Annotated in this window: 22 protein-coding genes and 1 pseudogene; 13 read left to right on the top strand and 10 right to left on the bottom strand. The window is 61.2% G+C overall.

The window, feature by feature from the left end; translation table 11 throughout:
- Positions 1-34: 34 nt before the first annotated feature.
- Entirely contained in the window at positions 35-451 is a 417-nt protein-coding gene (locus tag HH800_RS13375) for a MarR family winged helix-turn-helix transcriptional regulator (protein WP_235681882.1), read from the bottom strand.
- 185 nt (positions 452-636) lie between these two features.
- On the opposite strand from HH800_RS13375, the gene HH800_RS13370 reads away from it, so the two are divergent.
- From HH800_RS13370 to HH800_RS13320, 11 genes are read left to right on the top strand one after another with little or no spacing between them, the layout of a single operon-like run.
- Positions 637-1,818 carry an amidase gene (locus HH800_RS13370; protein ID WP_235681881.1) on the top strand — a complete coding sequence of 394 codons (1,182 nt, stop codon included), beginning with the start codon at positions 637-639 and terminating at the stop codon, positions 1,816-1,818.
- Entirely contained in the window at positions 1,818-2,984 is a 1,167-nt protein-coding gene (locus tag HH800_RS13365) for an acyl-CoA dehydrogenase family protein (protein ID WP_169861375.1), read from the top strand. The genes HH800_RS13370 and HH800_RS13365 overlap by 1 nt, the downstream gene beginning before the upstream one ends.
- 20 nt (positions 2,985-3,004) lie before the next feature.
- Positions 3,005-3,367 (top strand): hypothetical protein, encoded by a 363-nt coding sequence (locus tag HH800_RS13360; RefSeq protein WP_169861374.1) that lies wholly within the window; start codon positions 3,005-3,007, stop codon positions 3,365-3,367.
- A complete protein-coding gene (locus tag HH800_RS13355; protein WP_169861373.1) occupies positions 3,364-3,900 on the top strand; it encodes a nuclear transport factor 2 family protein in 537 nt (178 codons plus the stop codon). The genes HH800_RS13360 and HH800_RS13355 overlap by 4 nt, the downstream gene beginning before the upstream one ends.
- A complete protein-coding gene (locus HH800_RS13350) occupies positions 3,897-5,153 on the top strand; it encodes an aromatic ring-hydroxylating oxygenase subunit alpha (RefSeq protein WP_169861372.1) in 1,257 nt (418 codons plus the stop codon). The genes HH800_RS13355 and HH800_RS13350 overlap by 4 nt, the downstream gene beginning before the upstream one ends.
- Positions 5,150-5,671, top strand: a complete 522-nt coding sequence (locus HH800_RS13345) for an aromatic-ring-hydroxylating dioxygenase subunit beta (protein WP_169861371.1) — start codon at positions 5,150-5,152, stop codon at positions 5,669-5,671. Before HH800_RS13350 ends, HH800_RS13345 begins: the two co-directional genes overlap by 4 nt.
- Complete coding sequence (locus tag HH800_RS13340) at positions 5,668-6,423, top strand: SDR family NAD(P)-dependent oxidoreductase (protein ID WP_169861370.1); 756 nt, start codon at positions 5,668-5,670, stop codon at positions 6,421-6,423. Before HH800_RS13345 ends, HH800_RS13340 begins: the two co-directional genes overlap by 4 nt.
- A gap of 7 nt (positions 6,424-6,430) precedes the next feature.
- Positions 6,431-6,925, top strand: a complete 495-nt coding sequence (locus HH800_RS13335) for a flavin reductase family protein (protein ID WP_169861369.1) — start codon at positions 6,431-6,433, stop codon at positions 6,923-6,925.
- 1 nt (position 6,926) lies between these two features.
- The gene (locus tag HH800_RS13330; protein ID WP_169861368.1) at positions 6,927-7,721 is read left to right on the top strand and encodes a 2-keto-4-pentenoate hydratase; all 795 of its coding nucleotides are present in this window, start codon (positions 6,927-6,929) and stop codon (positions 7,719-7,721) included.
- Positions 7,722-7,757: 36 nt separating this feature from the next.
- Positions 7,758-8,066 (top strand): 2Fe-2S iron-sulfur cluster-binding protein, encoded by a 309-nt coding sequence (locus HH800_RS13325; protein ID WP_169861367.1) that lies wholly within the window; start codon positions 7,758-7,760, stop codon positions 8,064-8,066.
- Between the two features lie 4 nt (positions 8,067-8,070).
- On the top strand, positions 8,071-9,333 hold the full coding sequence (locus HH800_RS13320; protein WP_169861366.1) for an NAD(P)/FAD-dependent oxidoreductase: 1,263 nt from the start codon (positions 8,071-8,073) through the stop codon (positions 9,331-9,333).
- Between the two features lie 86 nt (positions 9,334-9,419).
- Here HH800_RS13320 and HH800_RS29495 read toward each other — a convergent pair.
- From HH800_RS29495 to HH800_RS13295, 6 genes and pseudogenes are all read right to left on the bottom strand, one after another.
- A pseudogene (locus HH800_RS29495) lies at positions 9,420-9,617 on the bottom strand (hypothetical protein); the annotation flags it as partial.
- A 15-nt stretch (positions 9,618-9,632) separates the two neighbouring features.
- Positions 9,633-9,905, bottom strand: a complete 273-nt coding sequence (locus HH800_RS13315) for a hypothetical protein (RefSeq protein ID WP_169861365.1) — start codon at positions 9,903-9,905, stop codon at positions 9,633-9,635.
- Positions 9,906-10,058: 153 nt separating this feature from the next.
- Positions 10,059-10,865 (bottom strand): IS21-like element helper ATPase IstB, encoded by an 807-nt coding sequence (gene istB, locus HH800_RS13310; RefSeq protein ID WP_069338825.1) that lies wholly within the window; start codon positions 10,863-10,865, stop codon positions 10,059-10,061.
- On the bottom strand, positions 10,855-12,378 hold the full coding sequence (gene istA / locus HH800_RS13305; protein ID WP_086485527.1) for an IS21 family transposase: 1,524 nt from the start codon (positions 12,376-12,378) through the stop codon (positions 10,855-10,857). The genes istB and istA overlap by 11 nt, the downstream gene beginning before the upstream one ends.
- A 150-nt stretch (positions 12,379-12,528) precedes the next feature.
- Entirely contained in the window at positions 12,529-13,302 is a 774-nt protein-coding gene (locus tag HH800_RS13300; RefSeq protein WP_235681880.1) for a dienelactone hydrolase family protein, read from the bottom strand.
- A 102-nt stretch (positions 13,303-13,404) separates the two neighbouring features.
- On the bottom strand, positions 13,405-16,410 hold the full coding sequence (locus HH800_RS13295; protein ID WP_169861364.1) for a TonB-dependent receptor: 3,006 nt from the start codon (positions 16,408-16,410) through the stop codon (positions 13,405-13,407).
- A 187-nt stretch (positions 16,411-16,597) separates the two neighbouring features.
- Between HH800_RS13295 and HH800_RS13290 the strand changes: the two genes are divergently transcribed.
- Both HH800_RS13290 and HH800_RS13285 read left to right on the top strand, forming a co-directional pair.
- Entirely contained in the window at positions 16,598-17,281 is a 684-nt protein-coding gene (locus tag HH800_RS13290; RefSeq protein WP_169861363.1) for a DUF6445 family protein, read from the top strand.
- A 421-nt stretch (positions 17,282-17,702) separates the two neighbouring features.
- Positions 17,703-18,605 (top strand): ROK family protein, encoded by a 903-nt coding sequence (locus tag HH800_RS13285; protein ID WP_169861362.1) that lies wholly within the window; start codon positions 17,703-17,705, stop codon positions 18,603-18,605.
- Positions 18,606-18,661: 56 nt separating this feature from the next.
- On the opposite strand, the gene HH800_RS13280 is transcribed toward HH800_RS13285, so the two are convergent.
- The 3 genes from HH800_RS13280 to HH800_RS13270 all read right to left on the bottom strand — a co-directional run bounded on the left by HH800_RS13280 (position 18,662) and on the right by HH800_RS13270 (position 22,689).
- Positions 18,662-20,017, bottom strand: coding sequence for an MFS transporter (locus HH800_RS13280; protein WP_169861361.1), 1,356 nt, complete (start codon positions 20,015-20,017; stop codon positions 18,662-18,664).
- A 28-nt stretch (positions 20,018-20,045) separates the two neighbouring features.
- Positions 20,046-21,251, bottom strand: a complete 1,206-nt coding sequence (locus HH800_RS13275) for an ROK family transcriptional regulator (protein ID WP_235681879.1) — start codon at positions 21,249-21,251, stop codon at positions 20,046-20,048.
- Between the two features lie 130 nt (positions 21,252-21,381).
- Positions 21,382-22,689, bottom strand: coding sequence for a sugar porter family MFS transporter (locus HH800_RS13270; RefSeq protein WP_169861359.1), 1,308 nt, complete (start codon positions 22,687-22,689; stop codon positions 21,382-21,384).
- Between the last annotated feature and the right edge of the window lie 22 nt (positions 22,690-22,711).

Genomic DNA, 22,711 nt, shown 5'->3' with positions numbered 1-22,711 from the left:
GCACTGTTTGCCGGCTATGACTTTGTGGGCTGGGTTAGCCAGCCAGGCTGCGCGTTATCGTCCGGAGAAGTTTGTTGAGTGTCGAAACATCCTTTTTCGACAGATCTTCAAAGGCGCGCTCGTAAATCCTGTTCGCTGCTTCCCAGGCCTTGCGACCAGCGACAACGCCTTCAGGGGTCAGCGAGACTTCGGTCACTCGGCCGTCTGCCACACTCTGCCTGCAATGCACCAGATTGTCGGCCTGCATGCGCTTCACGATCTTGGTCATGGTCGGCAACTTGACGATCGCATGGTCGGCAATCTCGCTGACGCTCATCGTCTCGCGGTTGCGCAATGTCATGAGCACACGCCACCGCGGGATGTCGAGGCCCAGCGGTTTAAGTGCCAGTTCCATTTGCAGCAGATAGCGGCCGGTAAAGCGGGTGAGCCAGTAGAAGGGCCATTCCTCCATGTTGAAGGGGGCGGCGTCACCTGCAATTTCGGGTTCCTGTACCTCTTCAACCATCTGTGATCCCTGCTTGCGCGGGCTCCGGCACCCAGATGGCCCGCATCTCTCCCGCCCCAAAATCCCTACCGGGAGACCGGGGCATGTTCAAGCAAGAGAATGAATGAAAATTACTTGACTATTCACGTAATATGATCCAGCTTTCTTATATCAGCCATCAAGGGAAATCGGGGATGTCTGCTATCCTGATTGAAAGCTATGACGTGCCGGGCAGTGGTCCGTCCGTCGCAGTCAAGGACTGCATAGATATTGCGGGCGCGCGCACCTGCTGCGGCTCCCGGGCCTTTGCCGATGTCGCACCTGCACAGCGTAACGCCCACGTGGTGCAGGCTCTGGTTGAGGCCGGCTATCGGATCATTGCCAAGGCGAGCATGCACGAATTGGCCTACGGCATGACGGGCCTCAACGACTGGACGGGACATGTCGAAAATCCGCTCTATCCCGGCCTTATGCCCGGCGGATCATCCAGCGGTTCTGCCGCTGCAGTCGCTGCCGGACTGGTCGACCTGTCGCTCGGCACAGATACGGGTGGCTCGGTCCGCATGCCTGCAGCCTGTTGCGGTGTTATCGGTTTCAAGCCGAGCTTTGGACGGCTAAGCCGCGATGGCCTGACGCCAAGCGACAGCGACCTGGATTGTGTCGGCTTGTTCGCCCGCTCCATGTCGCTGATCGAAGGTGCCATGGAACAGATGGATCCTGATTTTGCGGTCGCTGACCCAGTTGCTCGGCCCGCCATAGGATTTGTAGAAGTCATCGCTGATGAAGAGGTGGCGGGCGCTGTTGCCGCTGCGCTTGCTTCGCTTTGGGATGCCGTCGAAACCTGCTCCCTGCCGCTTCTGGAGGACGCTTTCCAGGCTGGCGTCGTCAAAATGGCAGCAGAGGCTTCTGCCGCTTACGGTCATCTGGTGGACACAGGTCTGCTTGGCATTGATGTCGAACAACGTTTGCGCGCAGCACCCACGGTTGCAACGGTGGAACGCATGGTCTGGGCGCAAGAAGTCAAGGCCAGCTTCATTGCGCAGGTTGATGCCTTGCTGGAGCGCTTTGACGTCCTGGCGTTGCCGACACTGCCAGGATTTCCGCCGCACGTCGACGCAATGGGTGACGCGGCATCGATCCTGCGGCTGTCCTCTCTCGTGCGTCCTTTCAACCTCAGTTGCCATCCTGCGATCTCGCTGCCGCTGACAACGCCGTCAGGGCGACCGGCGGCGCTGCAACTGGTGGCGCGCCGGGGAGATGATGCACGGCTCTGCGCCATCGCGCGCTTGTTCGCCCATTCTGACCAGAATCTACAACATAAGGAAATTTGCTGATGAACGCGTTGAACGCCCTTTCCGGGCGGAGCGCCGCGGAAACGCCCGGCATCGCCCCCATTGGCGAAGAGCTGATCGCTTCTTTCCGCGCAAGAAGGCAGGAAATTGCGGCCCTTGGCCAATTGCCGGCCGACATAGTCGCCGAGCTGCGCCGCCTGGGCGTCTACAGGGCGCTTGTGTCGACCCGCTATGGTGGTCTGGAGGTGTCGCCTGCGACCTTCCTGAAGCTGATCGAGCGCTTGTCCGAGGCTGACGGCTCGATAGGCTGGGTGGCAAGCTTCGGTGTCTCGTCCATGTATCTGGCCTCTTTGCCGACGGGGACGTTGGCCAAGGTCTATGCCGATGGGCCGGACGTGATCTTTGCAGGTGCGCTCTTCCCGCCGCAGGCAGCGGCGAAGGTCGAGGGTGGCCTCAAGGTGTCGGGGCGCTGGAAGTTCGGCAGCGGATCGACCGGGGCCGATATCATCGGCGTCGGCGTCAAAGTGGAAGGCGAGAAAGGCGGCCTTCCGCGCATGGCGGTCATGCCCGCCTCGTCGGTCGCGATCGAACGCAACTGGGATGTGATCGGCCTCCAGGGCACGGGTAGCCATGACCTGGTCGTCGACGAGGTCGTCGTACCAGAAGAATGGACCTTCATCCGGGGCGGCGCGCCGACACTCGACACGCCGCTTTATCGCTATCCCTCCATGGCCTTCGCCGCGCAGGTACTGGCGATCGTTGGTGTGGGTGTAGCGCGCGCCGCACTGGACGAAATCACGCAGATGGCGGGAGGGCGCGCCTCCATCACTGGAGCGCCGGTGCTGGCCGACCGCGCCTATGTGCAGACCGAGATTGCCAAGGCAGAAGCCAAACTCCGATCTGCCCGTGTCTTCTTCTACGAGGCGACCGAGGATGTTTGGGCTACCTTGTGCGCGGGCGATCCGGCATCACTCAAGCAAACGGGCTTGCTGCGCCTCGCCTCGAGCCACGTTGCGCGGATCGGCTGTGAAGTCGCCCAGACCGCCTTCATGCTGTCGGGCACAACCGGCATCTACAACGACCATCCGCTTGCGGCCTATGTCCATGACGCGATGGTGGTGGCCCAGCATGCCTTCCTGTCCGAAGGCACGTTTGCCAGCGCGGGCCGGGTGCTGCTCGGGCTCGACAACCCGCCCGGATTTCCCTGATCGACAAAAGGATCGCATTCATGACCGACACACCTGCCAAACCCCTGCGCGTCCTTTTCTGCGCTGCCGTGCTCCAGAATTTCTTCGATCTGCCCGCAACCGAGATCGGCAAGGTCTGGGCCGCCACTGGCGAGATGCTCAAGGGCATTCGTGACCTGCCGGGCGTGACCGTGCTGGGTACGCTGGACGATGACGAAACCATGGTCGGCACCTCGCCCAATGGCTGGCCCTGGACCTTCTACGTCATGGCGGACGTGCCCGATCGCGCGACGGTGGTCGCCGCCTGCAACCTGTTCCGCACCATCGAGGTCGGCGAGTATCGACTTTGGAAATATATGCGCGTCGAAGCCCGGGTCGGCCGGGAGTTGGTCATCCCCGCATGACAGAAGCCGGCGCCCTTGCCCTGTTGAGCCAGCGGATCGCATTGCTGGAAGCAGAGGCGGCGGTCCGGCGCGTCGTGATGGACTATTTCCGTCTGTGCGACACGCTGGGGCCGTCGACCCCGATGGATGTGCTGGGCGGGCTGTTCACCCGCGATGCTGTCTGGGAGGGCACGGGGCGCTATCGCAAGGCTTTCGGCCGGCATGAGGGGCGCGACGCCATCGTCGCCATGCTGGCCAGCTATACCAGCCCGCTGCACTTCAGACTGAACGGCCATTATCTCTCGTCCGAGACGATCGACGTCGCGGATGCGGGGCATGCCACCGGTCGCTGGATGATGTTGCAGGTATCGACCTATCGCGACGGCCGATCTGACTGCCGCAGTGCGGCTCTGACGATCGACTGTGTTTTCGAGGACGGTGCGTGGCGGATGTCCCGTTTCGTGACCGAGAATATTTTCTCCCGGGATGTCGGCCCGTGGAATGACGAGGCCGACATTTCCGTCCCCCAGCAAGACGCCGAGGAGGGCGCATGAGCACCACAGATTTCGCCGCGCTGGTGAAGGACGATCGCGTCCATACCGCGCTCTACAAGGATCCCGCTATCTTTGAGGAAGAGATGGACCGGATCTTCAACAATACATGGGTCTGGGTCGCCCATGAAAGTGACGTGCCAACGAAGAACACGTTCAAGACCAGTTTTGTTGGTAACCAGCCCGTGATCGTGACGCGGGACAAGGAAAGCAAAGTCCATGTCCTTCTGAACCGTTGCCGCCACCGCGCGGCAAGTGTGTGCGAGAAGAAGAAGGGCAAGGCCAGCGTCTTCGTCTGCCCCTATCACGGCTGGAGCTACGATCCCGACGGCCGCTTGCGTAAGGTGCCCCATGCCAAGGGCTATGACGAGGCGTTCGACACTACGGAGTTCCCGCTGATCTCGCTGCGGGTCGAAATCTATCAGGGCATGATCTTTGCCACATTCAACAGCGATATCGAACCGCTGGTGGATTTCCTGGGGCCGGCCAAGAAGTGGATGGACCTGTTCATGAAACAGGGTGCTGGCTTTGGCGTGAAGACGCTTGGCGAACACAAGTTCCGCTTTCCGGGCAACTGGAAAATCCAGCTGGAGAACACCACCGACGCCTATCATTTCCCGATCGTCCACAAGACCTTTCTCGACAGTCTCGACGCGGAGACGGAAAATGTCTTCGACGTGCTGGGGCAGGGCGGCTGGGTCGAGGATTTGGGCAATGGCCACAGCGTCATGGTGATGATCCCCGACCTCATCGACCTCGAAGATAATCTCGACGCGCCGATCCCTGATCGTTTCGCCGATCTGGCGCAGGAATTGCGCGACGAGGGGCATGACGATGCGACGGTGCGCAAGGTGGTGCGCGCCGTGGGCGGTTCGGGCTTCAACCTGAACCTGTTCCCCAATGTCGCCTGTTCCATGGCCTTTTTCCGCGTGCTGCGCCCGGTGGCGGTCGATGAGACGGAAATTACCCACGTCGCTATCGGCATGGACGGCGGCCCGGCAGCGGGCAACCGAGCGCGGTTGCGGCTGCATGAGCATTTCCAGGGGCCGATGGGCTTTGGCACGCCCGACGATGCCGAGGGCTGGGAGCGGGTGCAGCGCGGTGCGCGGGCGGGCGATGATCTTTGGATCATGCTCAATCGCGGCGTTGATGCGCCCGATGGCGTGGCCGAGGTCGGCCATAATGCGGGTGACGTCAGTGCTGAGACCGGCATGAGGGCTGCCTATCAGCAGTGGAAGCGGATGATGAGCGCATGAGCTTCGATCTTCAGGAGAAAAATGTCGTGACGGATTTGCAGACGGGGGCGCCGACGTTCGAGGAGGCGATCGCCTTCATCTGGGCTGAAGCCGACATGCTTGACCGGCTGGACTACAAGCCCTGGCTCAAGCTTTGGACGCAGACCGGCAAATATATTATCCCGGTTGAGCGCGATGCCGATTATGTCGACGCGCTCAACATCGTCTATGACGACCAGGAGATGCGCCAGGCGCGCGCCAAGCGACTGTTGTCGGGTTTCTCCATGTCATCGGCGCCGCCGGCTCGGACCGTGCGAACGGTATCGCGGTTCGTGCTTGAGGCACGGGACGAGAGCTCGATCACGCTGCGCGGGGCGCAGATGCTGGCCGAATATAAATATGAGCATATGCGCTTCCTGCCCGCCGACACGCGTTATCGCATCGTTCGGGCGGAGGATGGCTCGCTCCTCCTTGATGAGAAGGTTGTGGCGCTGATCAACGCCGACGATTTCCAGTTTGGGATCGGATATCTGCTGTGAGCCGCCCGGAAAATCCGCGGACGCTGCTCATCACCGGCGGTTCGCAAGGGCTGGGCGCCGCTATTGCACGCGCCTTCCACGAGGCGGGCTACAATGTCGGGATCTCGGACATTGACGGCGCTGCGGCCCACGCACTGGCGCTGGAGCTTGATCCAAGCGGTGAAACCGCATTGGGCCTTACACTCGATGTACGCGACGAGGCTGCGTTCGAGGCTGCTCGCGACGCGCTCATCGCGCGCTGGGGATCAATCGAGGCATTGGTCAACAATGCCGTCGTCACCATCGTTCGCCCGGTACTGGAGATCAGTCCGGACGAGTTCGACAAGGTGCTGGCGGTCAATCTGCGGGGTACCTTCATTGGCTGCCAGGTCCTGGGCCGCTATTTCAAGAACAAGGGCCATGGCCGCATCGTCAACATTGCCTCGCTCGCGGGGCAAAATGGCGGGACGGCGACGGGCGCTCATTATGCCGCATCCAAGGGTGGAATCATCACCCTGACCAAGGTGTTTGCACGGGATCTCGCGCCGTTCGGCATAACCGTCAACGCGATCGCGCCGGGTCCGCTCGACCTGCCGTCGGTCCGGGCATTGGTACCCGAGGACAAGCTGGAGGGCATCGTTGCGGGCATTCCCGTCCGTCATCTGGGCTCGCCCGATTTCGTGGCTTCAACCACCGTCCATCTGGCCTCTCCCGAGGCTGCTTTCGCCAATGGTGCCATTTGGGACATCAATGGCGGCTTGCTGATGCGTTGAGGGCGACATGATCGAGACACAGTTATTTCGCGCCGCGATGGCGCGTCTGGGCGCTGCTGTAAACATCATTGTCACAGATGGCGCCGCCGGACGACATGGGATGACCGCATCGGCTGTGTGCAGCGTCAGCGACAGCCCAGCCTCGCTGCTGCTATGCATCAACAAGTCGGCGAGAATGCATGATGTGCTGAAAGATAATGGCCAACTGACGGTCAATGTGCTGGCGGGCGGGCAGGCCGGATTGTCTGGCACCTTTGCCGACAAGAACCTCGATATGGACGCACGTTTCGCGGCGGCAGACTGGACCATGCTGGGCCATGGCGTGCCGGCGCTGACCGGAGCGCTGGCAGCCTTTGGCTGTACCATTGCTTCGGTCGTGGAGATGGGCAGCCACAGCATCTTTCTGTGCGAGGTGCAGCATTTGCTGATTGGTGGGGAAGAGCCGGGACTGGTCTATTTCGACCGCCAATATCACGCGCTGCCGATGCGGGCTGCTGCCTGACATGGTTGCGGTCGAAATAGCGGCAAGCTTCGTTGCTGCCCGCAGGCGTGGCCATGGTCTGGCGAAATTTCCGGGCCTTTTCCCCTCTGACCTCGACGATGCCTATACGATCCAGCTGGCCGCCATCGATCTGTGGCCCGACGCTATTGCCGGCTGGAAGGTCGGACGCCTCAGTCCGGCATTGGCCGATCGCTTCGGGATGGATCGCTTCGTAGGACCGGTCTTTGCCGGCGGCGTTACCCATCTTGATGGAGGCGAGGAAGCAGATTTTCCGGTCTTCGTCGGCGGATCTGCTGCATTCGAAGCGGAATATGTCATGGTCCTGGGTGAAGATCAGCCGCCGCTGCAGACAGGGGTCGATATCGATCAGGCTCGGCGTCTGGTGGGTGAGGTAAGGATTGGCGTGGAGGTGGCTGGAAGTCCACTTGCCGTCATGCCGGATCTCGATGCGCTGGCGTCTATTGCAGATCTTGGCAATAATAATGGTCAGATTTTCGGGCCGGCCATTCCTCTTGAGGTACTCGGCGATCCGCGCGGCATGACCTGTACTACCCGCATAGACGGCACTTTGATGCGTAGCGCAACGGCTGCCGAGCTTCCTGGCGGCCCCTTGACTGCACTCGCCTTCGCACTTGATCAGTGCGCGAGACTGGGCTTCCCGCTCAAGGCGGGGCAGTTCGTATCAACCGGCGCAGTGACCGGCATGCACTGGATCCGGGCAGGCCAACGCTGTGTCGCCGATTTCGGACGCTTCGGCAGAATTGACTGCCTCGCTGTACCCCTCGGCCGCGCCTGATTCTTTCTATCAACAATTTATTTTCACGGAGGCCATGTGCCCGCAATTCATGTCACCGATCGTGCCGGTTCGAGCAGGATCATTCAGGCCGATGAGGGCCTCTCTCTGATGGAGGCACTGCGGGAAAACGGCTTTGACGAGCTGATGGCCTTGTGCGGAGGCTGTTGCTCCTGCGCCACCTGCCATGTCTATGTGATATCGGATGCGCTGCCGCCGATGAGCGAAGACGAAAATGACCTGCTCGACAGTAGCGATGCGCGGGAAGATGCCAGTCGTCTGTCTTGCCAGATCTCGCTCGGAGCCGAACATGAGGGCCTCCAGGTTGTGATCGCGCCGGAGGATTGAGCGAATGACTCGCTATGACGTTCTGATCGTGGGGGCCGGCCATGCCGGCGCGCAGGCGGCGATCTCGCTGCGGCAACACGGCTTCGAAGGCTCGGTCGGCATGATCGGCGACGAGAAGGATCCGCCCTATGAGCGCCCGCCTTTGTCCAAGGAATATTTCGCCGGCGACAAGAGCTTCGACCGTATCCTGATCCGCCCCGCCGCCTTCTGGGACGAGCGCAAGATCGACATGTTGCTGGGGCGCCGGGTCAAGAGCGTCGATCCGGCCGGCAAGTTCGTCACCGTCGGCGACGAGGAAATCGGCTATGACAAGCTGATCTGGTGTACCGGCGGCAGCCCCCGGATGCTGACCTGCAGCGGCGCCGAAGCCGCCAATGTCCATGCCGTGCGCCGCCGCGACGATGTCGACGCGATGATGGCGAAGATCGACAGCGTCAGCCATGTCACCATCATCGGCGGCGGCTATATTGGGCTGGAGGCCGCCGCCGTCCTGTCCAAGTTCGGCAAGACCGTGGTGCTGCTCGAAGCGCTCGACCGGGTGCTGGCCCGCGTCGCGGGCGAGGATCTCTCGCGCTTCTACGAGGCGGAGCATCGCGCCCATGGCGTCGACCTGCGCACCGGCGCGAAGATGGACTGTATCGCGGTCGAGGATGGCCGGGCCACCGCGGTGCTGATGCAGGATGGCGAGCGGATCGAAACCGACATGGTGATCGTAGGCATCGGCATCGTGCCCGAAACCGGCCCGCTGATCGCGGCGGGCGCCGCGGGGGGCAATGGCGTCGACGTCGACGAATATTGCCGCACCTCGCTGCCCGACATCTATGCCGTGGGCGATTGCGCAGCCCATGCCAACCGTTTTGCCGGCGGCGCGCAGATGCGCCTCGAATCCGTCCAGAACGCCAATGACCAGGCCAAGACCGCCGTCGCCCATATCCTCGGCAAGGAAGAGGCCTATGACGCCGTCCCCTGGTTCTGGTCGAACCAATATGATCTCAAGCTCCAGACCGTGGGCCTCTCGACCGGCTTCGACCAGACGGTGCTGCGCGGCGACCCCGCCACCCGCAGCTTCTCGGTGGTCTATCTGAAGGGCGGCAAGGTGATCGCGCTCGACTGCGTCAATGCGGTCAAGGACTATGTCCAGGGCCGCGCCCATGTGCTCTCGGCCGCCCATCTCGACCCGGTGCAGCTGGCCGATGCCGGCATTCCGCTCAAGGAAATTGCGGTGATCGGGGCGGTCAGTGAAGGAAGCTCGGTTGGCAGCATCTGACAAAGGTGGGAGGGCCGGCAGTCCCTGGGTCTGCCGGCCCCCACTCACTATAATCAGGTCTGCCTCCTGAGCATCACAATCCCCATTTATTCAGGCGAAACCCGCACTATGACCCGGCGATAGCTGCGCATGGTCAATTGCGCATCATCGCGGGCTTCGACGATCAGATGGAGCAGGGTCGGCATCTTGACCGCAGGTGCTGTCAGGACGATTTCCCGATCGGTGCATTTCTCGATCGAGAGCGTTGGAACTCTCGCCGTGCTGACCGATGTCGTGCTCGGTTCCTTATATTGCCAGCATTAAAGGTTGACAGCATCTCCATCCGGATCGCGCGTTCCTGACAGATTGAGCCTGAGTTGCTGTCCGGCAACCAATTCCCGCTCCACCGGCACAAGGCCGTGATCTTTTTCGATGCGAATGATCGGAGCATGATTTGCTGCCTTATATTGCGGGGCGAGAGTCCATTGCATGCGTGCAGCGAAATCGCCCTGATAGGCATCGCGCCACCGCCAGATGCTTGCCTGCGCTTGGCTATGCTGGCGCCCATCCTGACCAAGCGCTGTATCCGACACATCTGTCCAGATGCTCTGTCCGGCGCCAAGTCTGCCATAGCGACCGCCCCAGCTACCAAAATCGGGTGCTTCGGGAACCCCAAGGCCATTTGGGTGTTGATTTCCACTGAGAAGTGACCCGGGTTTTCCATCGAGAAGTGACCCGTCTGCGGATTATGTTTCGGGTGTCATGGGTGGGTCAACCCGTGGTTTTCTCCTTTGGGTTCTGGCCTGCTTGGCAGAGCTGTTTTTGAAGCGGAAGCTATCGTTGCCGGTCTCCAGGATGTGGCAGTGATGGGTAAGCCGATCGAGAAGCGCCGTGGTCATTTTGGCGTCGCCGAACACGGTGGCCCATTCGCTGAAGCTCAGGTTTGTGGTGATGATGACGCTGGTGCGCTCGTAGAGTTTGCTCAGTAGATGGAAGAGCAGCGCGCCACCTGAAGCACTGAACGGCAGATATCCAAGCTCATCCAGGATAACGAGATCGGAGTGCAGGAGGCGATTGGCGATCTGACCGGCCTTGCCCTGTGCTTTTTCCTGCTCGAGCGCATTGACCAGTTCGACCGTCGAGAAGAAGCGGACGCGCTTTCGATGATGTTCGATGGCCTGGATGCCCAGCGCCGTTGCCACATGGCTCTTGCCGGTGCCAGGACCGCCGACCAGCACGATATTGTCGGCGATGTCGATGAAGTCGCAGCGATGCAACTGACGCACTAGAGCTTCATTGACCTCGCTACTGGTAAAGTCGAAGCCGGCCAGATCGCGATAGACAGGGAAGCGCGCGATCTTGAGCTGATAGGCCACAGACCGAACCTCCCGTTCTGCTGTCTCGGCTTTGAGCAACTGGGAGAGGATCGGGATGGCGGCTTCGAAGGCTGGAGATCCCTGTTCCATGAGATCGGTGACGGCCTGCGCCATGCCATGCATCTTGAGGCTGCGGAGCATGACGACGATGGCGCCGCTGGCAGGGTCATGACGCATGACGCTTCTCCTTGCGCAGATCATCATAGCGTTCGACATTGGCCATCGGCTCGCTGACCAGTTTGAGCGCCTGGGGCGCCGTCACCGGCGGCGTGGAGATCGGTTTTCCGTCGACCAGCCTATAGAGCAGATTGAGGATATGGGTCTTGGTCGGAACGCCAGCCTCCAGCGCCATGGTGACCGCCGTCAGCACCAGTTGCTCATCATGATGAAGAACCAGCGCCAGTATTTCGACCATTTCCCTGTCGCCGCCGGGATTGCGCAACAGATGTCGCTGCAGACGCTGGAACGCATCGGGTAGCTCAAGGAAGGGCGCTCCGTTGCGCAGGGCGCCGGGTTTGCGCTGCACGACCGCCAGATAATGGCGCCAGTCATAAACCGTATGACCTGGACCGTCGTGAGAGCGGTTGATGATGCGCTGATGTGCGCAGATTGGCTGCCCCTCGGCGACGACCTGGAAGCGATCAGGATAGACGCGCAGGCTGACAGTGCGATTGGCGAAAGAGGCCGGTACGCTGTAGCGATTGCGCTCAAAGTGGATGAGGCAGGTCGGCGATACCCGTTTGCGATATTCCACAAAACCATCGAAGGGCCTGCCCGCAACCATCAGACACTCAGATTCATCGGCCCAGGCATTGGCAACCGACCCGGGTTCGATCCCGTGAGAGATGTCCTCCCATAACGCCTTGCAGCGCTCCTCCAGCCACAGGTTCAGCGCATCAAGGCTCTCGGCCTGCGGCGTGGGTTGCCACAGACGGTGCCGCGCATCCTGGACATTCTTCTCGACCTGCCCCTTTTCCCATCCCGCAGCCGGGTTACAGAACTCGGCTTCGAACAGATAGTGGCTGACCATCGTCAGAAAGCGTGCGTTGACGGTGCGTTCCTTGCCACGCCCGACCTTGTCGACGGCCGTGCGCATATTGTCATAGATACCCCGGCGCGGCACGCCGCCCAGCACGCGGAAGGCGTGATTATGGGCGTCGAACAGCATCTCATGGGTTTGCAGAAGGTAGGCGCGCACGATGAATGCCCGGCTGTAACTGAGCTTGAAGTGCGCGACCTGCAGCTTGGTCCGAACCCCGGCAATGATTGCCCAGTCCTCACTCCAATCAAACTGGAAAGCTTCCCCCGGCGCGAACGACAGGGGCACGAATGTCCCACGCCCGCCAATCTGTTGCTGGCGCCGATAATCTTCGCGCCAGTCCCGAGCAAAAGCGGCAACCCGGTTGTAGGATCCTTCATAACCCAGGCTCACCAGATCGGCGTGAAACTGCTTGATCGTGCGCTTCTGCTTGCGCGATCGGCCCATCTCGCGCCGCAGCCAGGCCGCCAGATGCTCAGCAAATGGATCCAGTTTGCTTGGTCGATCAGGCACCTTGAATCGCGGATCGATCGTCTCGGACCGCAAATATTTGCGGATCGTGTTGCGTGATAGTCCGGTGCGCCGCGCTATCTCCCGGATCGGTAGATGATCGCGAAAATGCCAGCGCCGGATAACGCTCAATAACGCCATGTCCAACACTCCATATACCCTCGCTTGCCAAAGCCAGGGACGAGTTCAACATGGGTCAATTCTTAGTGGAAATTTACGCCCTACCCGGGTCACTTCTCAGTGGAAATCAACATTCATAGCCTTTCGCGACCTCATAGTCTGCTTTTGCGCCTACAACGCTTGTCGAAAGAGGTTCAGGGCTGCAGACAGCGTTTGGCGTGCAAGAAAGGGATCATATCGCGGCCCCTCATCCCGCATGAAGGCATGCTCAGCGTTATATTCCTGCCATTCATAGTTGGCGCCAACCTCTTCCAGCCGCGAACGGATCCGTTCGCGGCCGGCGAAAGGAATATGAGGATCCTGCCGTCCCCAGATGAAGAGTGCCTGGGCCTTGAGATCATCCAGGCGCGCCAATGTGTCGTCGGCGCGGCCCGCGCCCAGCGTGCCACTATGCACGTCTGTGGGATAGAAACAGGCAGTGGCACCCACGCGATGATCGAACGCCGCGCGCAACGCAAGATGCCCGCCCAGGCACAGGCCGATCGTGCCGATGCTGCCGGTAGAGAGCTGATGACTGGTGAGGAAATCGATCGCGCAAAGAGCGTCTCGGTCATAGGCGTCGACCGATTTTTCGATCTTGAGATCATTGCCGCGTGCTGTCCCCTCGGACGAATAGGGCAGAGCCAGACCCGGAGCCAGATATTCGTGATAGACGTCAGGCGCTCCCACCAGGAAGCCATGCCCGGCGATGCTCGCTGCCAGTCGCCGGATCGGTCCGGTGACCTGATAAATTTCTGAGAAGAGGAGGAGAGCCGGATAGCGGCCAGGCGCGGAGGGGCGGGTGATGTGCATTCGCATTGTGCCGCCAGCGGCAAGGTCGATATCGCTGAACTCATCGGTGATGATGCGCATGAGGCACTCCTTTTGGAACAGCTTGGCCGCCACCGGCTGCGTGCGGCGCTAAAAAAATCTCTCGCCTTTCGAGAATCTTGGTCTCGAAAGGCGAGAGAAGAAGGCTCTCAGTAGGAGGGTAAGGGATGGAGAGCCTTAGAATTTGGCACGGAAACCGGCCGTGATGACCCGTTCGAACTGGTTATAGGTATGCTTGAAGGCCTTGTTGAATGCATAGTTCACCGGCGCCTCTTCAGTCAGGTTCGAACCATTGACGAAGATCTGGAGATTCTCGTTCACATCATAGGATGCGCCGAAGTCCAGATAGAGGGTCGGCCGCTGCCAATTGGCGACACCGGCCGTGCCCGTGGTCGGTGTGAACGACCAATGGCCATAGGTGCCCTGATATAGTTTGCTCAGATAGTTGGCAGCGATACGGGCCTGGAACTTGCTGTCCTGATACCAGAGCACGGCATTCACCTGATGCTTTGCAGTGTCGTTGAACGGCGCGTCCGAACCATCTGCCAGGATCAGTTTTTCACCTGTGGCCGCGTCGCGACCAGCCTGGCTGGGCGAGAAGGTGTAGGTGATCGACGTGCCCAGATATTTGAGGAAGCTTGGCAGGAAGGTGAAGCTCTGCTGATAGCCGAACTCGACGCCATAATAGCTGGCCCCCTTGCCCTGCGCGATGGTCAGCAGGGTTGCGCCGTTACGAATGACGCCGTCGCTGTCCGGCACCATGATGCTCGACTGATTCTGATAGGTATAGCTTTCGATCTGGGTCTTGAAGGCACCCAGTGACAGGATGGTATTGCCATTGGGATACCATTCGGCTGCGATGCTGCCGGACCGGGCGAACCAGGGGTCGAGCTCGGGATTGCCAAGCCGCTGTACGCTGCTGACGCGCTGGAAATCCTCGCCAATCTGTTCGGTATTGTAGAAGGTGATCTCGCTTCGGCCGAGGTTCTCCAGTGGCTGAAGCGCCTGTGTCTCATAATAGGCGGCCTTCAGGCGAAGCTTCGATCCGACATCGACGTTGAAATTGATGCTGGGCAGCGCCTTGGTTCGGCTGGTCTTGGTGTTCCGGTCGCCAAGATCGACATAGGCGGAGTGGTTGGGGTCGACGCCGACGATGATGTCGGGGTTCAGCAGGCCGCTCTGCACGATATTCTGCCGGACATTGAGCTTGGTATTGACTACGCGCACGCCGACATTGCCGCTCATCGCGATCGTGTCGGATAGGTCTCCCTTGAAATTGACCTGCATATAGGCGGAGAGCTGCTTCTCCTTGACGCCATAGGTGCGATCGGGCGCCACGATATACTGCCCCTCACCATAGAGCATGTCGCGGAATGCTTCCGGATCGGTCAGCGCCTTGGCGTTGATCAGGGGCAGCGTCACATTCAGGCCGCCGACGGGGCCGAAGTCGGAGACATTCTTGACGTAGGAGGTCAGCGTGCTGCTGTCGAGACCATAGACAGGCAGCGGGTCATAGGTAAGAGCCGAACCAGTGCCGCCGATGAACTTGCCGATGGCATAGCCCGCTTCGCCATATTTGGTCAGTACGCCGTTTCCGAAACCGGAGGGCGAGAAATAATCCTCGCGCACAACATCCATGTCGCGGTTCGAATAGCGCGCACCGAACGAGAGCGAGAGGGTGTCATCCTCATTTTCCCATTTGCCGTCCCCCCGCAGGATATTCTGGGTAGACTTGGTCTTGGTCCGCTCCAGCCAGGATGAATGGACATACCAGGCCGCCGGATCGGAGGCGAGCGAAGCAAGCTCGTCCCCGATATTGTAGTAGAGCGCATTCTTGCCCATGCCGATCGAGAAGGGATAGCTAAGCGTTTCGGGGATCGAGCCCGGATTGATATTGACCGCCTCGCCGCCTTCTGTCTGCGCGATCTGGGCAGAACTGGTCTGCTGGGCGACCGTCATGTCGCGAGAATCGCGCGTACCATGGCCATAGACCCAGCGGACGCTGCCGCTGAAGCCATCATCATTCTTGAAGCGCAGCTGCAGGTTGGTGTTGATCGCTTCGGTCTTGCGCAGGTTGGACTGGACGCCGGCGCGCAGACCATTGGTGAGCCCGTTGAAGGAGGTGACCAGATTATGCCGATATTCGGTCAGGTCGCTGATATCGACCGATGACAGGACCGAAGGCAGGCCGGTCGCCTGCGAATAAGCAGGCAGGGATGAGCGGCCACCGAAATTGCCGTTGACGAACAATTGCTGGCCAAAGGCCTTCTCGTCCATGCTGTTGTAGAGCACGTCGGCGACCAGTTCCAACTGGTCGTTCAGGCGGGCGTTGAAATTATAGGCGAGGCCAAAACGTTCGCGATTGGTCTCGCGCGAATTGACATAGGTGTTCCAGCCATTGGGGATCAGGAAATCGTCGGCCAGATCGCCATCGCCGTTCAGGTCCACGCTGTTGGGCGTGAACCAGGTGGAATATTCGTCGACTAGGTCGAGTTCGACCGACTGGAAGGAACTGGCGAGGCGGCTCTTGCCATAGGAAAAGCCCAGCGACATGCCGATATCATCGGTCGGCTTGTAGCCGATCAGCCCGTCGATCTTCTTGTCGACGCCGCCGACCATGCTGCCAAAGCCCAGTTCGCCACGGATGTTGGCGGTCAGACCGTCCTTGAGGGTCAGGCCGCGAATGGTCTGGAGATCGACCACGCCGCCGACGCCGCCATCGGTCAGGCTGGCATTTTGCGACTTGTAGACGACCACGCCATTGACGAGGCTGGCGGGGATGTCAGTGAAATTCGCTTCGCTGTTGACGATCGTTTCGGCATTGATGAAGCGTTCGCCATTAAGCGTCCCCAGCACCTGCGGCGCGCCGCGAATGACGACGCGGCCACCTTCGCCCGCGGTGCGCGAAATCTGGACCCCGGGAACTCGCTGCAATGAGTCGGCGATGGTCACGTCAGGCAGTTTGCCGATATCTTCCGCGACGATGGCGTCGACGATTTCTGCCGAGCGACGCTTGAGATCAATGCCTTTTTCCTGGGCAGCGCGAACGCCGGTGACGACGATGTCGCCGGTCGTGGCCTCCGGGGCCACTTCCTGTGCCTGGGCAGCACCGGCCAGCACGAACGCCGATATGGGCGCGCTGCCCAGCAGCAGCGCACGCGTCAGAAATATCATGGATTTCATGAGCAATCCTCCCCTTGATGTGGGCGCCTCCTGGCGGCCATCGCATTTGCGCAAATTGGCTTGTGTGCCGGTCTACTTAAATATATTTGATTTGCTTAATCGTTTTAGGCCTGCCTTGGTGCCGGTGTCAAGTTGATATCGCTCCAGCGAGGTGGGTGCCTGACATCGCGCACAAGGAGAGGGACGGGTGAGGAAAGAGCGCGGCGCGCCTGTGACCAGTCATATCGGGCAGGAGCGGGCATTGCTCGTCAGCCTTGATGACGCGCTGTCTGATCCGCAGCGCGTGCGCGCAATGGCCTCCGTGGCATGTTTCGCGGTCGATTCGCCTTTTTATCCAGGTGTGCGTGCCCCTTTGCCGCAGGGGGTAGCGGCAGAAGTAGAGCGGTTGTCATGGCCGGTGCTGGCGGAGCATTTTGGCTGTCGACGCGGACTGAATATCAAAAATGCGAGCTTTGCGCTGACCGTGACAGCACCAGCCCAACTGAGGCCGCCGCAGAGAATTCCGCATTATGACGGTACCAGCGACAGCCAGTTCGCTGTCCTCATTCACCTGGGGTTTGACGATCTTGGTGGGACGGGTTTTTTCCGCCACCGGTCGACTGGCTACGAATCAATCGGTCCGGAGCGGGAGCTGTCATATTTCGCGGCACTTCGCTCTGACCTGGAGCGTTTTGGGCGACCAAAGCCTTCATATATCGATGAGTCGACGGCTATCTATGAGCGGATTGCTGTCAGCTCCGCCCGTTTCAACCGGATGATCCTCTATCGCGGAAACATGCTGCATTCAGCCATGTTGCGTTTGCCGGAGGGACTGAGTGCATGTCCTGCGACAGGCCGACTGACCATCACCTGCTTCATCGACGCCGACTGATTGGCGAGGCGAGGGCCGCGCCCGCGAAAAATCCTCGCTTCGCCATTGACCGGGAGACGGGATGCTGGCAAATAATAAAACAAATATATTTAATATCGTGACGATGGAGGGGGTGCGGATATGCGTCCGGTAAATTCCATCTATCATCGGGTTTCAAAGGGTGATCCGCATCGCGAATGTTGGACTCCTGTTGTCATCAAAGGCGGCCTTTGGCTGCTCAGAAATGGCAAACAGAGGTGGCCCTTCAACGCCTTGGGGTAGGGACGGTGTAGGCCTTTGAGGTCTGAAGCGCTCTCCCCTGGGTTCGTCGGCCCGACTGCACGCGGGTCGGCGAACCCATCTTGCATCAAGCCACGCCGGGAGGCTGGCGTCGAACGCATAATATCTTAGGCAGGGCCTTGGGCCGGAAGAGAGAATGTTCATGAAAGATCTGCTGATCGCCGGGGTCGAGCTTGGTGGTACCAAATGCATCGCGACACTGGCGAATGGCCGGGGCGAGATCGTCGATCAGGCGCAATTTCCCACCACGACGCCCGACGAAACACTGGGGGCGCTGGAAATCTGCCTGCATCGTTGGTGGAATGGGCATCGCTTTGCTGCATTGGGCATCGCGTCCTTCGGTCCGGTCGATCTGACCCCGCAATCTCCCAGCTTCGGCTTTATCACCTCAACGCCCAAGCCCGGCTGGTGCGATGTCGATGTCGCACGGCGGCTGGCCGCGCCCTTTCCCGTTCCGATGACATTCGATACCGATGTCAATGGTGCGGCAATCGCGGAAGGTTGCTGGGGCGGTGCGCGCGGCCTGAGCGACTATGCCTATGTGACGGTGGGCACTGGCGTCGGTGTCGGGCTGATCGTGAACGGGCTTCCCACGCGGGGGCTGGGCCATTGCGAACTGGGCCATGTGCGCGTGCCACGCCTGCGCGGGGACGACTGGCCGGGCAGTTGTCCCTATCATGGCGATTGCGTGGAGGGGCTGGCAGCCGGCCCGGCGCTCAAGGCGCGCAAGCAGACCGAACATGTCTCGGCCGTTCCGGCGGAAGACCCAATGTGGGAAAGCGTCTCCTATGCTTTGGCGCAGATGTGCCATGTCATGGTGCTGGCCAGCGGGCCGCGTCGTATCCTGTTCGGCGGGGGCGTGATCAAGGGGCAGCCGCACCTTCTGTCCCGCACCGAGGCCATGCTGCGCGACAGCCTGGCGGGTTATGTCACGCTGGCAGGGGACAAGCCTTTCCTGCAATTGGCGGGTCTGGGCGATCGGGCTGGCCCGCTGGGGCCGATCGCCATGGGACTGTCGCTGCTGGGCATTCCCGAACCAGCCTGACTTCCTTGCTGCTTGGAGAAACAGCCCGGGACCACTGGTGCCGGGCTTTTCTTACGTCAGTGCCCCGCGGCCAGGCTGACCCGGTGCGCAGCCTGACCTGGACGGGCGCCAGCGACCAGCGCGAACAGCAGTAACAGGGCGTAGCAGACGGCCGGCACGATCATCGCCGGGCCATAGCCATGGATGCCCGACACCAGGCCGACCAGCGGCGGGATTGCAGCGCCGCCGACTATCGCCATGCACAGGAAACCGGACGTAGCCTCGGCGCTGGCACTGGAGCGTTCCAGTGTGAGGGTGAAGATCAACGGAAACATCACCGAATTGAACAGGCCGATCGAAAGGGCGGCGAAGCCTGCGCTGACGCCACCGATCTGCGCGACATACAGGCACAAGGCCATCGCGATGCCCGCCGCGAAGGCGAGTAGTCGGGCTGCGCTGATCCGCATCAGCAGGGCGGTCCCGCCAAGCCGGCCGATCATTGCGCCGCCCCAGTAAAGGGCGACGGCCTTGCCAGCTTCCTGCAGCGACACGCCGGCCTGTCCGTCATCGCCCATGATCGCGCCGATCAGCGGCATGGTGAAGGGCAAGTCGGATCGCCCCCAGACAGCGTCGGAATTGAGGAACAGCGCCATTTGCGATCCGATGGCGACTTCGGCCCCGACATAGAGGAATATCGCGAGCCCGCCGACCAGTGTCCAGGGCGATGACAGTGCGTCGCGCAGCAAGCCGCCGCCCCCGACGCATTCGTTTGCCGCCGTTGCGCGGCTCACCAGCACCTGCTGGATCAGGCGACGCCGAAAAAGGAAATAGGCAAGTAACAGGCCGATCAGGCCGCAGATCCAGAAATAAGCGGTGTCGATTCCAGCGAGGGCATCGGCACGGGCTTCTGGGGTGACGGTGGCGCCCTGCTTTACTTCCAGCCCATTAAGGAAGAGATGGGCGCCCAGGATCGGGCCGAGAAAGGTGCCAAAGGAGTTGAATGCCTGGCTCAGCGTCAGGCGCAGATGGCTGCGCTCCGGCGCGCCCAAGGCTGCGGCCAGCGGATTGGCCGAGACCTGAAGGATGGTGATGCCGCTGGCCAAGATGAACAGGCCGGCAAGGACCAGCGCGTAAATGGCCATATTCGCTGCGCTCAGCATGGTGAGGCAGCCGATGATCATCATCGCAAGGGCAGAGAGGATCGCATTGGCCGGCCCCAGCCGGCGCACTAGTCCGGCGGCGGGCAGCGACACTAGGCCATAGGCGATGAAGAATGCGGAGGTGCTCAGCTGCGCCATCAGGTCGGAAAGATTGAATATCCCCTTCACCGCGGCGACCAGCGGGTCGATCAGCGATGTGATCGCACCCCAGGCGAAAAACAGGGTGGTGACAGATAGAAAGGCACTGGTCGTGCCGCGTTCAGGCGGTTGCATTCGTCTCTCCGGGCTTGTTGTGCCCTTGCTATGTGGCCGCGCCCTCCACCACATCGGTGGTCCAGAGTGCGGTCGGCTTGGGCAGATGAAAATGGCTGAAAGGCAGGATCGCGGCGCCCACGGCCGGCGCGTCTTCGGCCAGGAAGGCACGGCTGACCGGTGCCAGGACCGGGACATGGGGCGCCCGCTGGCGCAATTGCCGATTGAGGCGCAGGGCGATCTGATCGACCCAGGGGCCGGGGAGGCGGCCGCCGATCAGGATCGTGCCGGGATTGAGGAGGCAGTTGACTGCGATCAACGGATCGACCAGCCGCTCGACCGATCGATCGATCCACCGTTCGACAATGGCTGTCAATGCCGGATCGGATGCGCGGTGCGAAAACAGGTCGCCCAGCGTCATGCCGGCGCTGGCCAGTTCGACCGTCAGACCGGACAGCGACACGATATTCTGCAACTGGTCGCGTCCACCCGCTCCGTCATCGACCATCAGAAAGCCGATTTCGCCGCTGCGGCCATCAGCGCCGGGGAAATAGGTGCTGTCGAGCACCAGGCTGCCGCCCAGGCCCGAGGTGATGAGGATGTAGAAGAAGCTGGGATGCTTCTGCCCATGGCCCAGTTGCAACTCGCCGGTCGCGGCGGCGGCGGCATCATTTTCGATGAAGATCGGCAGCGCGATCGGCCGTTCGAACAGGGCGGCGATGTCGGTGTCTTCCCACCGGTCATAATCTCTTGGACGGCCGGGCAGGTCAACCAGTCCCATGTCGTCGGGCTTGGCCACGCCGATGCCAACCAGTGCGCTGGCATCGATGCCGGCTTCCTGGATCAGATTGTCGATCGAGCGGAGATAGAGGGACTGGACATCCTCGGGCGATGGAAAGGGGATTTCCCGCGAGACCCGCGCCAGGGTCTGGCCGGCAAAGTCCACCAGCACGATGGTGACATGGTCGCGGTCGATATTGACGCCGATGGCATAGCAGGCGGTCTTGTTGATCACCAGCTTGGTGGCCGGCTGCCCCCGGCCGCCACGCTTCTGGCCGGCTTCCTCGATCAGCCCCTCGCTGAGCAGCTTTTTCGTGATGTTGGCGATCGCGGGCGGGGTCAGGCCAGTGATATGGGCGAGATCGACGCGGGTCAGCGGCCCTTTCACGCGGATGGCATGCAAGGTAACCCGCTGATTATGGTCGGCGGCCCGTTCCAGATTGGTTCCTGAAAGCCGGATCTTATTTTGTGGCATCTTGTCCATCCATCCTGCGGCGCGCAAACGGCCGACATCCTAATCCCTGGCGCGTCGACGACGGGCCTTTCCTGTTTCGCTACGGGCGGATGCCGCCATGTGGCAAGGCGGGAACATTAAATCACTTTCCTTAATGAGGGTGCGGAGTGCGTGACAGGCCTGTTGCAAGGTCAATATCCTCCAGCGCGACGCCACGGGTTTCGGGAAAGAAGAACCAGACCACAAGCAGCTGCGCAGCCGTCGCAGCAGCGAAGATCGCAAATGGCCAGGCATGGCTCCACGCGGCGATGACGGGGAAGGCGAAGGAAATGAGTGCGTTGAGTACCCAATGGGTGGCGCTGCCCAGGGCCTGCCCACGGGCGCGGACCGGGGTGGGAAATATTTCGGAGAGATAGACCCAGATCACTGCCCCCTGCGAGACGGCGAAACTGACAATGAAAAGGATCAGCAGTGGCAGCAGCAACACGGCCCCGCTGCCGGTGGCATAAATGGCGGCAACGCCGCTCAGCGCCAGGCAGGTGCCGGCTGCGCCAATGAGCAGCAGCGGTCGTCGTCCGACCGAATCGATGATCGCCATGGCAAACAGGGTGGCGCCAAGATTGGCGAGCCCGATGGCCACTGCCTGCATGTCGGCGGACAGGCGGCTGAACCCGGCCGCTGCAAATATATCATTGATATAATAAAGGATCGCATTGATCCCCGACAACTGGTTGAAAGCTGCGATTGCCAGCGCCAGCAGGATCGGCCGGGCATGCTGATGCCAGTTGAGGCGCGCGCCAGGCGAGGGCGGCGTGACATCGGGCCAGTCGCCGCTGTCCATGCCCAGTCGCTTTGCCGCCAGCCGAGCCTGGACCATAAGGCCCTTGCTGGCCAGCCAGCGCGGGCTGGCTGGCAGGTCGAACATCAGGATCAGGAACAACAGTGATGGCAGGGCGGCAGCTGCCAGTTTCCAGCGCCAGGCGATCGCTTCAGGAAACTGCATGGCGATCAGGAAATTGCTGAGATAGGCGAGCAGGATCCCGGCCACGATATTGAACTGGAAAAGGCCAACCAGCAGGCCGCGTCGCCGGGCCGGGCTGATTTCCGATATGTAGACCGGCGCCAGTACGGAGGAGCCGCCTATTGCGAGGCCTCCGATGAAACGGGCGAGGGAAAAGGACCAGAAGCTGGGGGCCATGGCGGAGGCAAGGGCGGAGAGGAGGTAGGCCGCCGCGATCCAGATCAGCAGAGTGCGGCTGCCCCAGCGATCGCCGGGGCGCCCGGAACAGGTAGCCCCCACCAGCGTCCCCCACAGGGCGGCGGAAACGGCAAGGCCCAGGCCTGTCGGTGACAGGGCAAAGGCTGTCCGCAGCGAATCGGTGGCGCCGGAAATGACGGCCGTGTCAAAACCGAACAATAGCCCGGCAAGGCCGGCCGAAGCCGCAAAACGCACGGGCATGGCACCCGCTTGCCTGTCCATC

This window comes from Sphingobium yanoikuyae, from assembly GCF_013001025.1.
Taxonomy (GTDB): domain Bacteria; phylum Pseudomonadota; class Alphaproteobacteria; order Sphingomonadales; family Sphingomonadaceae; genus Sphingobium; species Sphingobium yanoikuyae_A.
This window is presented reverse-complemented; position numbering and strand designations above follow the sequence as displayed.

Bases quoted from the DNA above. Each gene is read 5' to 3' on its own strand.
- HH800_RS13375 (WP_235681882.1), bottom strand. From the start codon at position 451: ATGGAGGAATGGCCCTTCTACTGGCTCACCCGCTTTACCGGCCGCTAT.
- HH800_RS13370 (WP_235681881.1), top strand. From the start codon at position 637: ATGATCCAGCTTTCTTATATCAGCCATCAAGGGAAATCGGGGATGTCT.
- HH800_RS13365 (WP_169861375.1), top strand. From the start codon at position 1,818: ATGAACGCGTTGAACGCCCTTTCCGGGCGGAGCGCCGCGGAAACGCCC.
- HH800_RS13360 (WP_169861374.1), top strand. From the start codon at position 3,005: ATGACCGACACACCTGCCAAACCCCTGCGCGTCCTTTTCTGCGCTGCC.
- HH800_RS13355 (WP_169861373.1), top strand. From the start codon at position 3,364: ATGACAGAAGCCGGCGCCCTTGCCCTGTTGAGCCAGCGGATCGCATTG.
- HH800_RS13350 (WP_169861372.1), top strand. From the start codon at position 3,897: ATGAGCACCACAGATTTCGCCGCGCTGGTGAAGGACGATCGCGTCCAT.
- HH800_RS13345 (WP_169861371.1), top strand. From the start codon at position 5,150: ATGAGCTTCGATCTTCAGGAGAAAAATGTCGTGACGGATTTGCAGACG.
- HH800_RS13335 (WP_169861369.1), top strand. From the start codon at position 6,431: ATGATCGAGACACAGTTATTTCGCGCCGCGATGGCGCGTCTGGGCGCT.
- HH800_RS13330 (WP_169861368.1), top strand. From the start codon at position 6,927: ATGGTTGCGGTCGAAATAGCGGCAAGCTTCGTTGCTGCCCGCAGGCGT.
- HH800_RS13320 (WP_169861366.1), top strand. From the start codon at position 8,071: ATGACTCGCTATGACGTTCTGATCGTGGGGGCCGGCCATGCCGGCGCG.
- istB (WP_069338825.1), bottom strand. From the start codon at position 10,865: ATGCGTCATGACCCTGCCAGCGGCGCCATCGTCGTCATGCTCCGCAGC.
- istA (WP_086485527.1), bottom strand. From the start codon at position 12,378: ATGGCGTTATTGAGCGTTATCCGGCGCTGGCATTTTCGCGATCATCTA.
- HH800_RS13295 (WP_169861364.1), bottom strand. From the start codon at position 16,410: ATGAAATCCATGATATTTCTGACGCGTGCGCTGCTGCTGGGCAGCGCG.
- HH800_RS13285 (WP_169861362.1), top strand. From the start codon at position 17,703: ATGAAAGATCTGCTGATCGCCGGGGTCGAGCTTGGTGGTACCAAATGC.
- HH800_RS13280 (WP_169861361.1), bottom strand. From the start codon at position 20,017: ATGCAACCGCCTGAACGCGGCACGACCAGTGCCTTTCTATCTGTCACC.
- HH800_RS13275 (WP_235681879.1), bottom strand. From the start codon at position 21,251: ATGCCACAAAATAAGATCCGGCTTTCAGGAACCAATCTGGAACGGGCC.
- HH800_RS13270 (WP_169861359.1), bottom strand. From the start codon at position 22,689: ATGCCCGTGCGTTTTGCGGCTTCGGCCGGCCTTGCCGGGCTATTGTTC.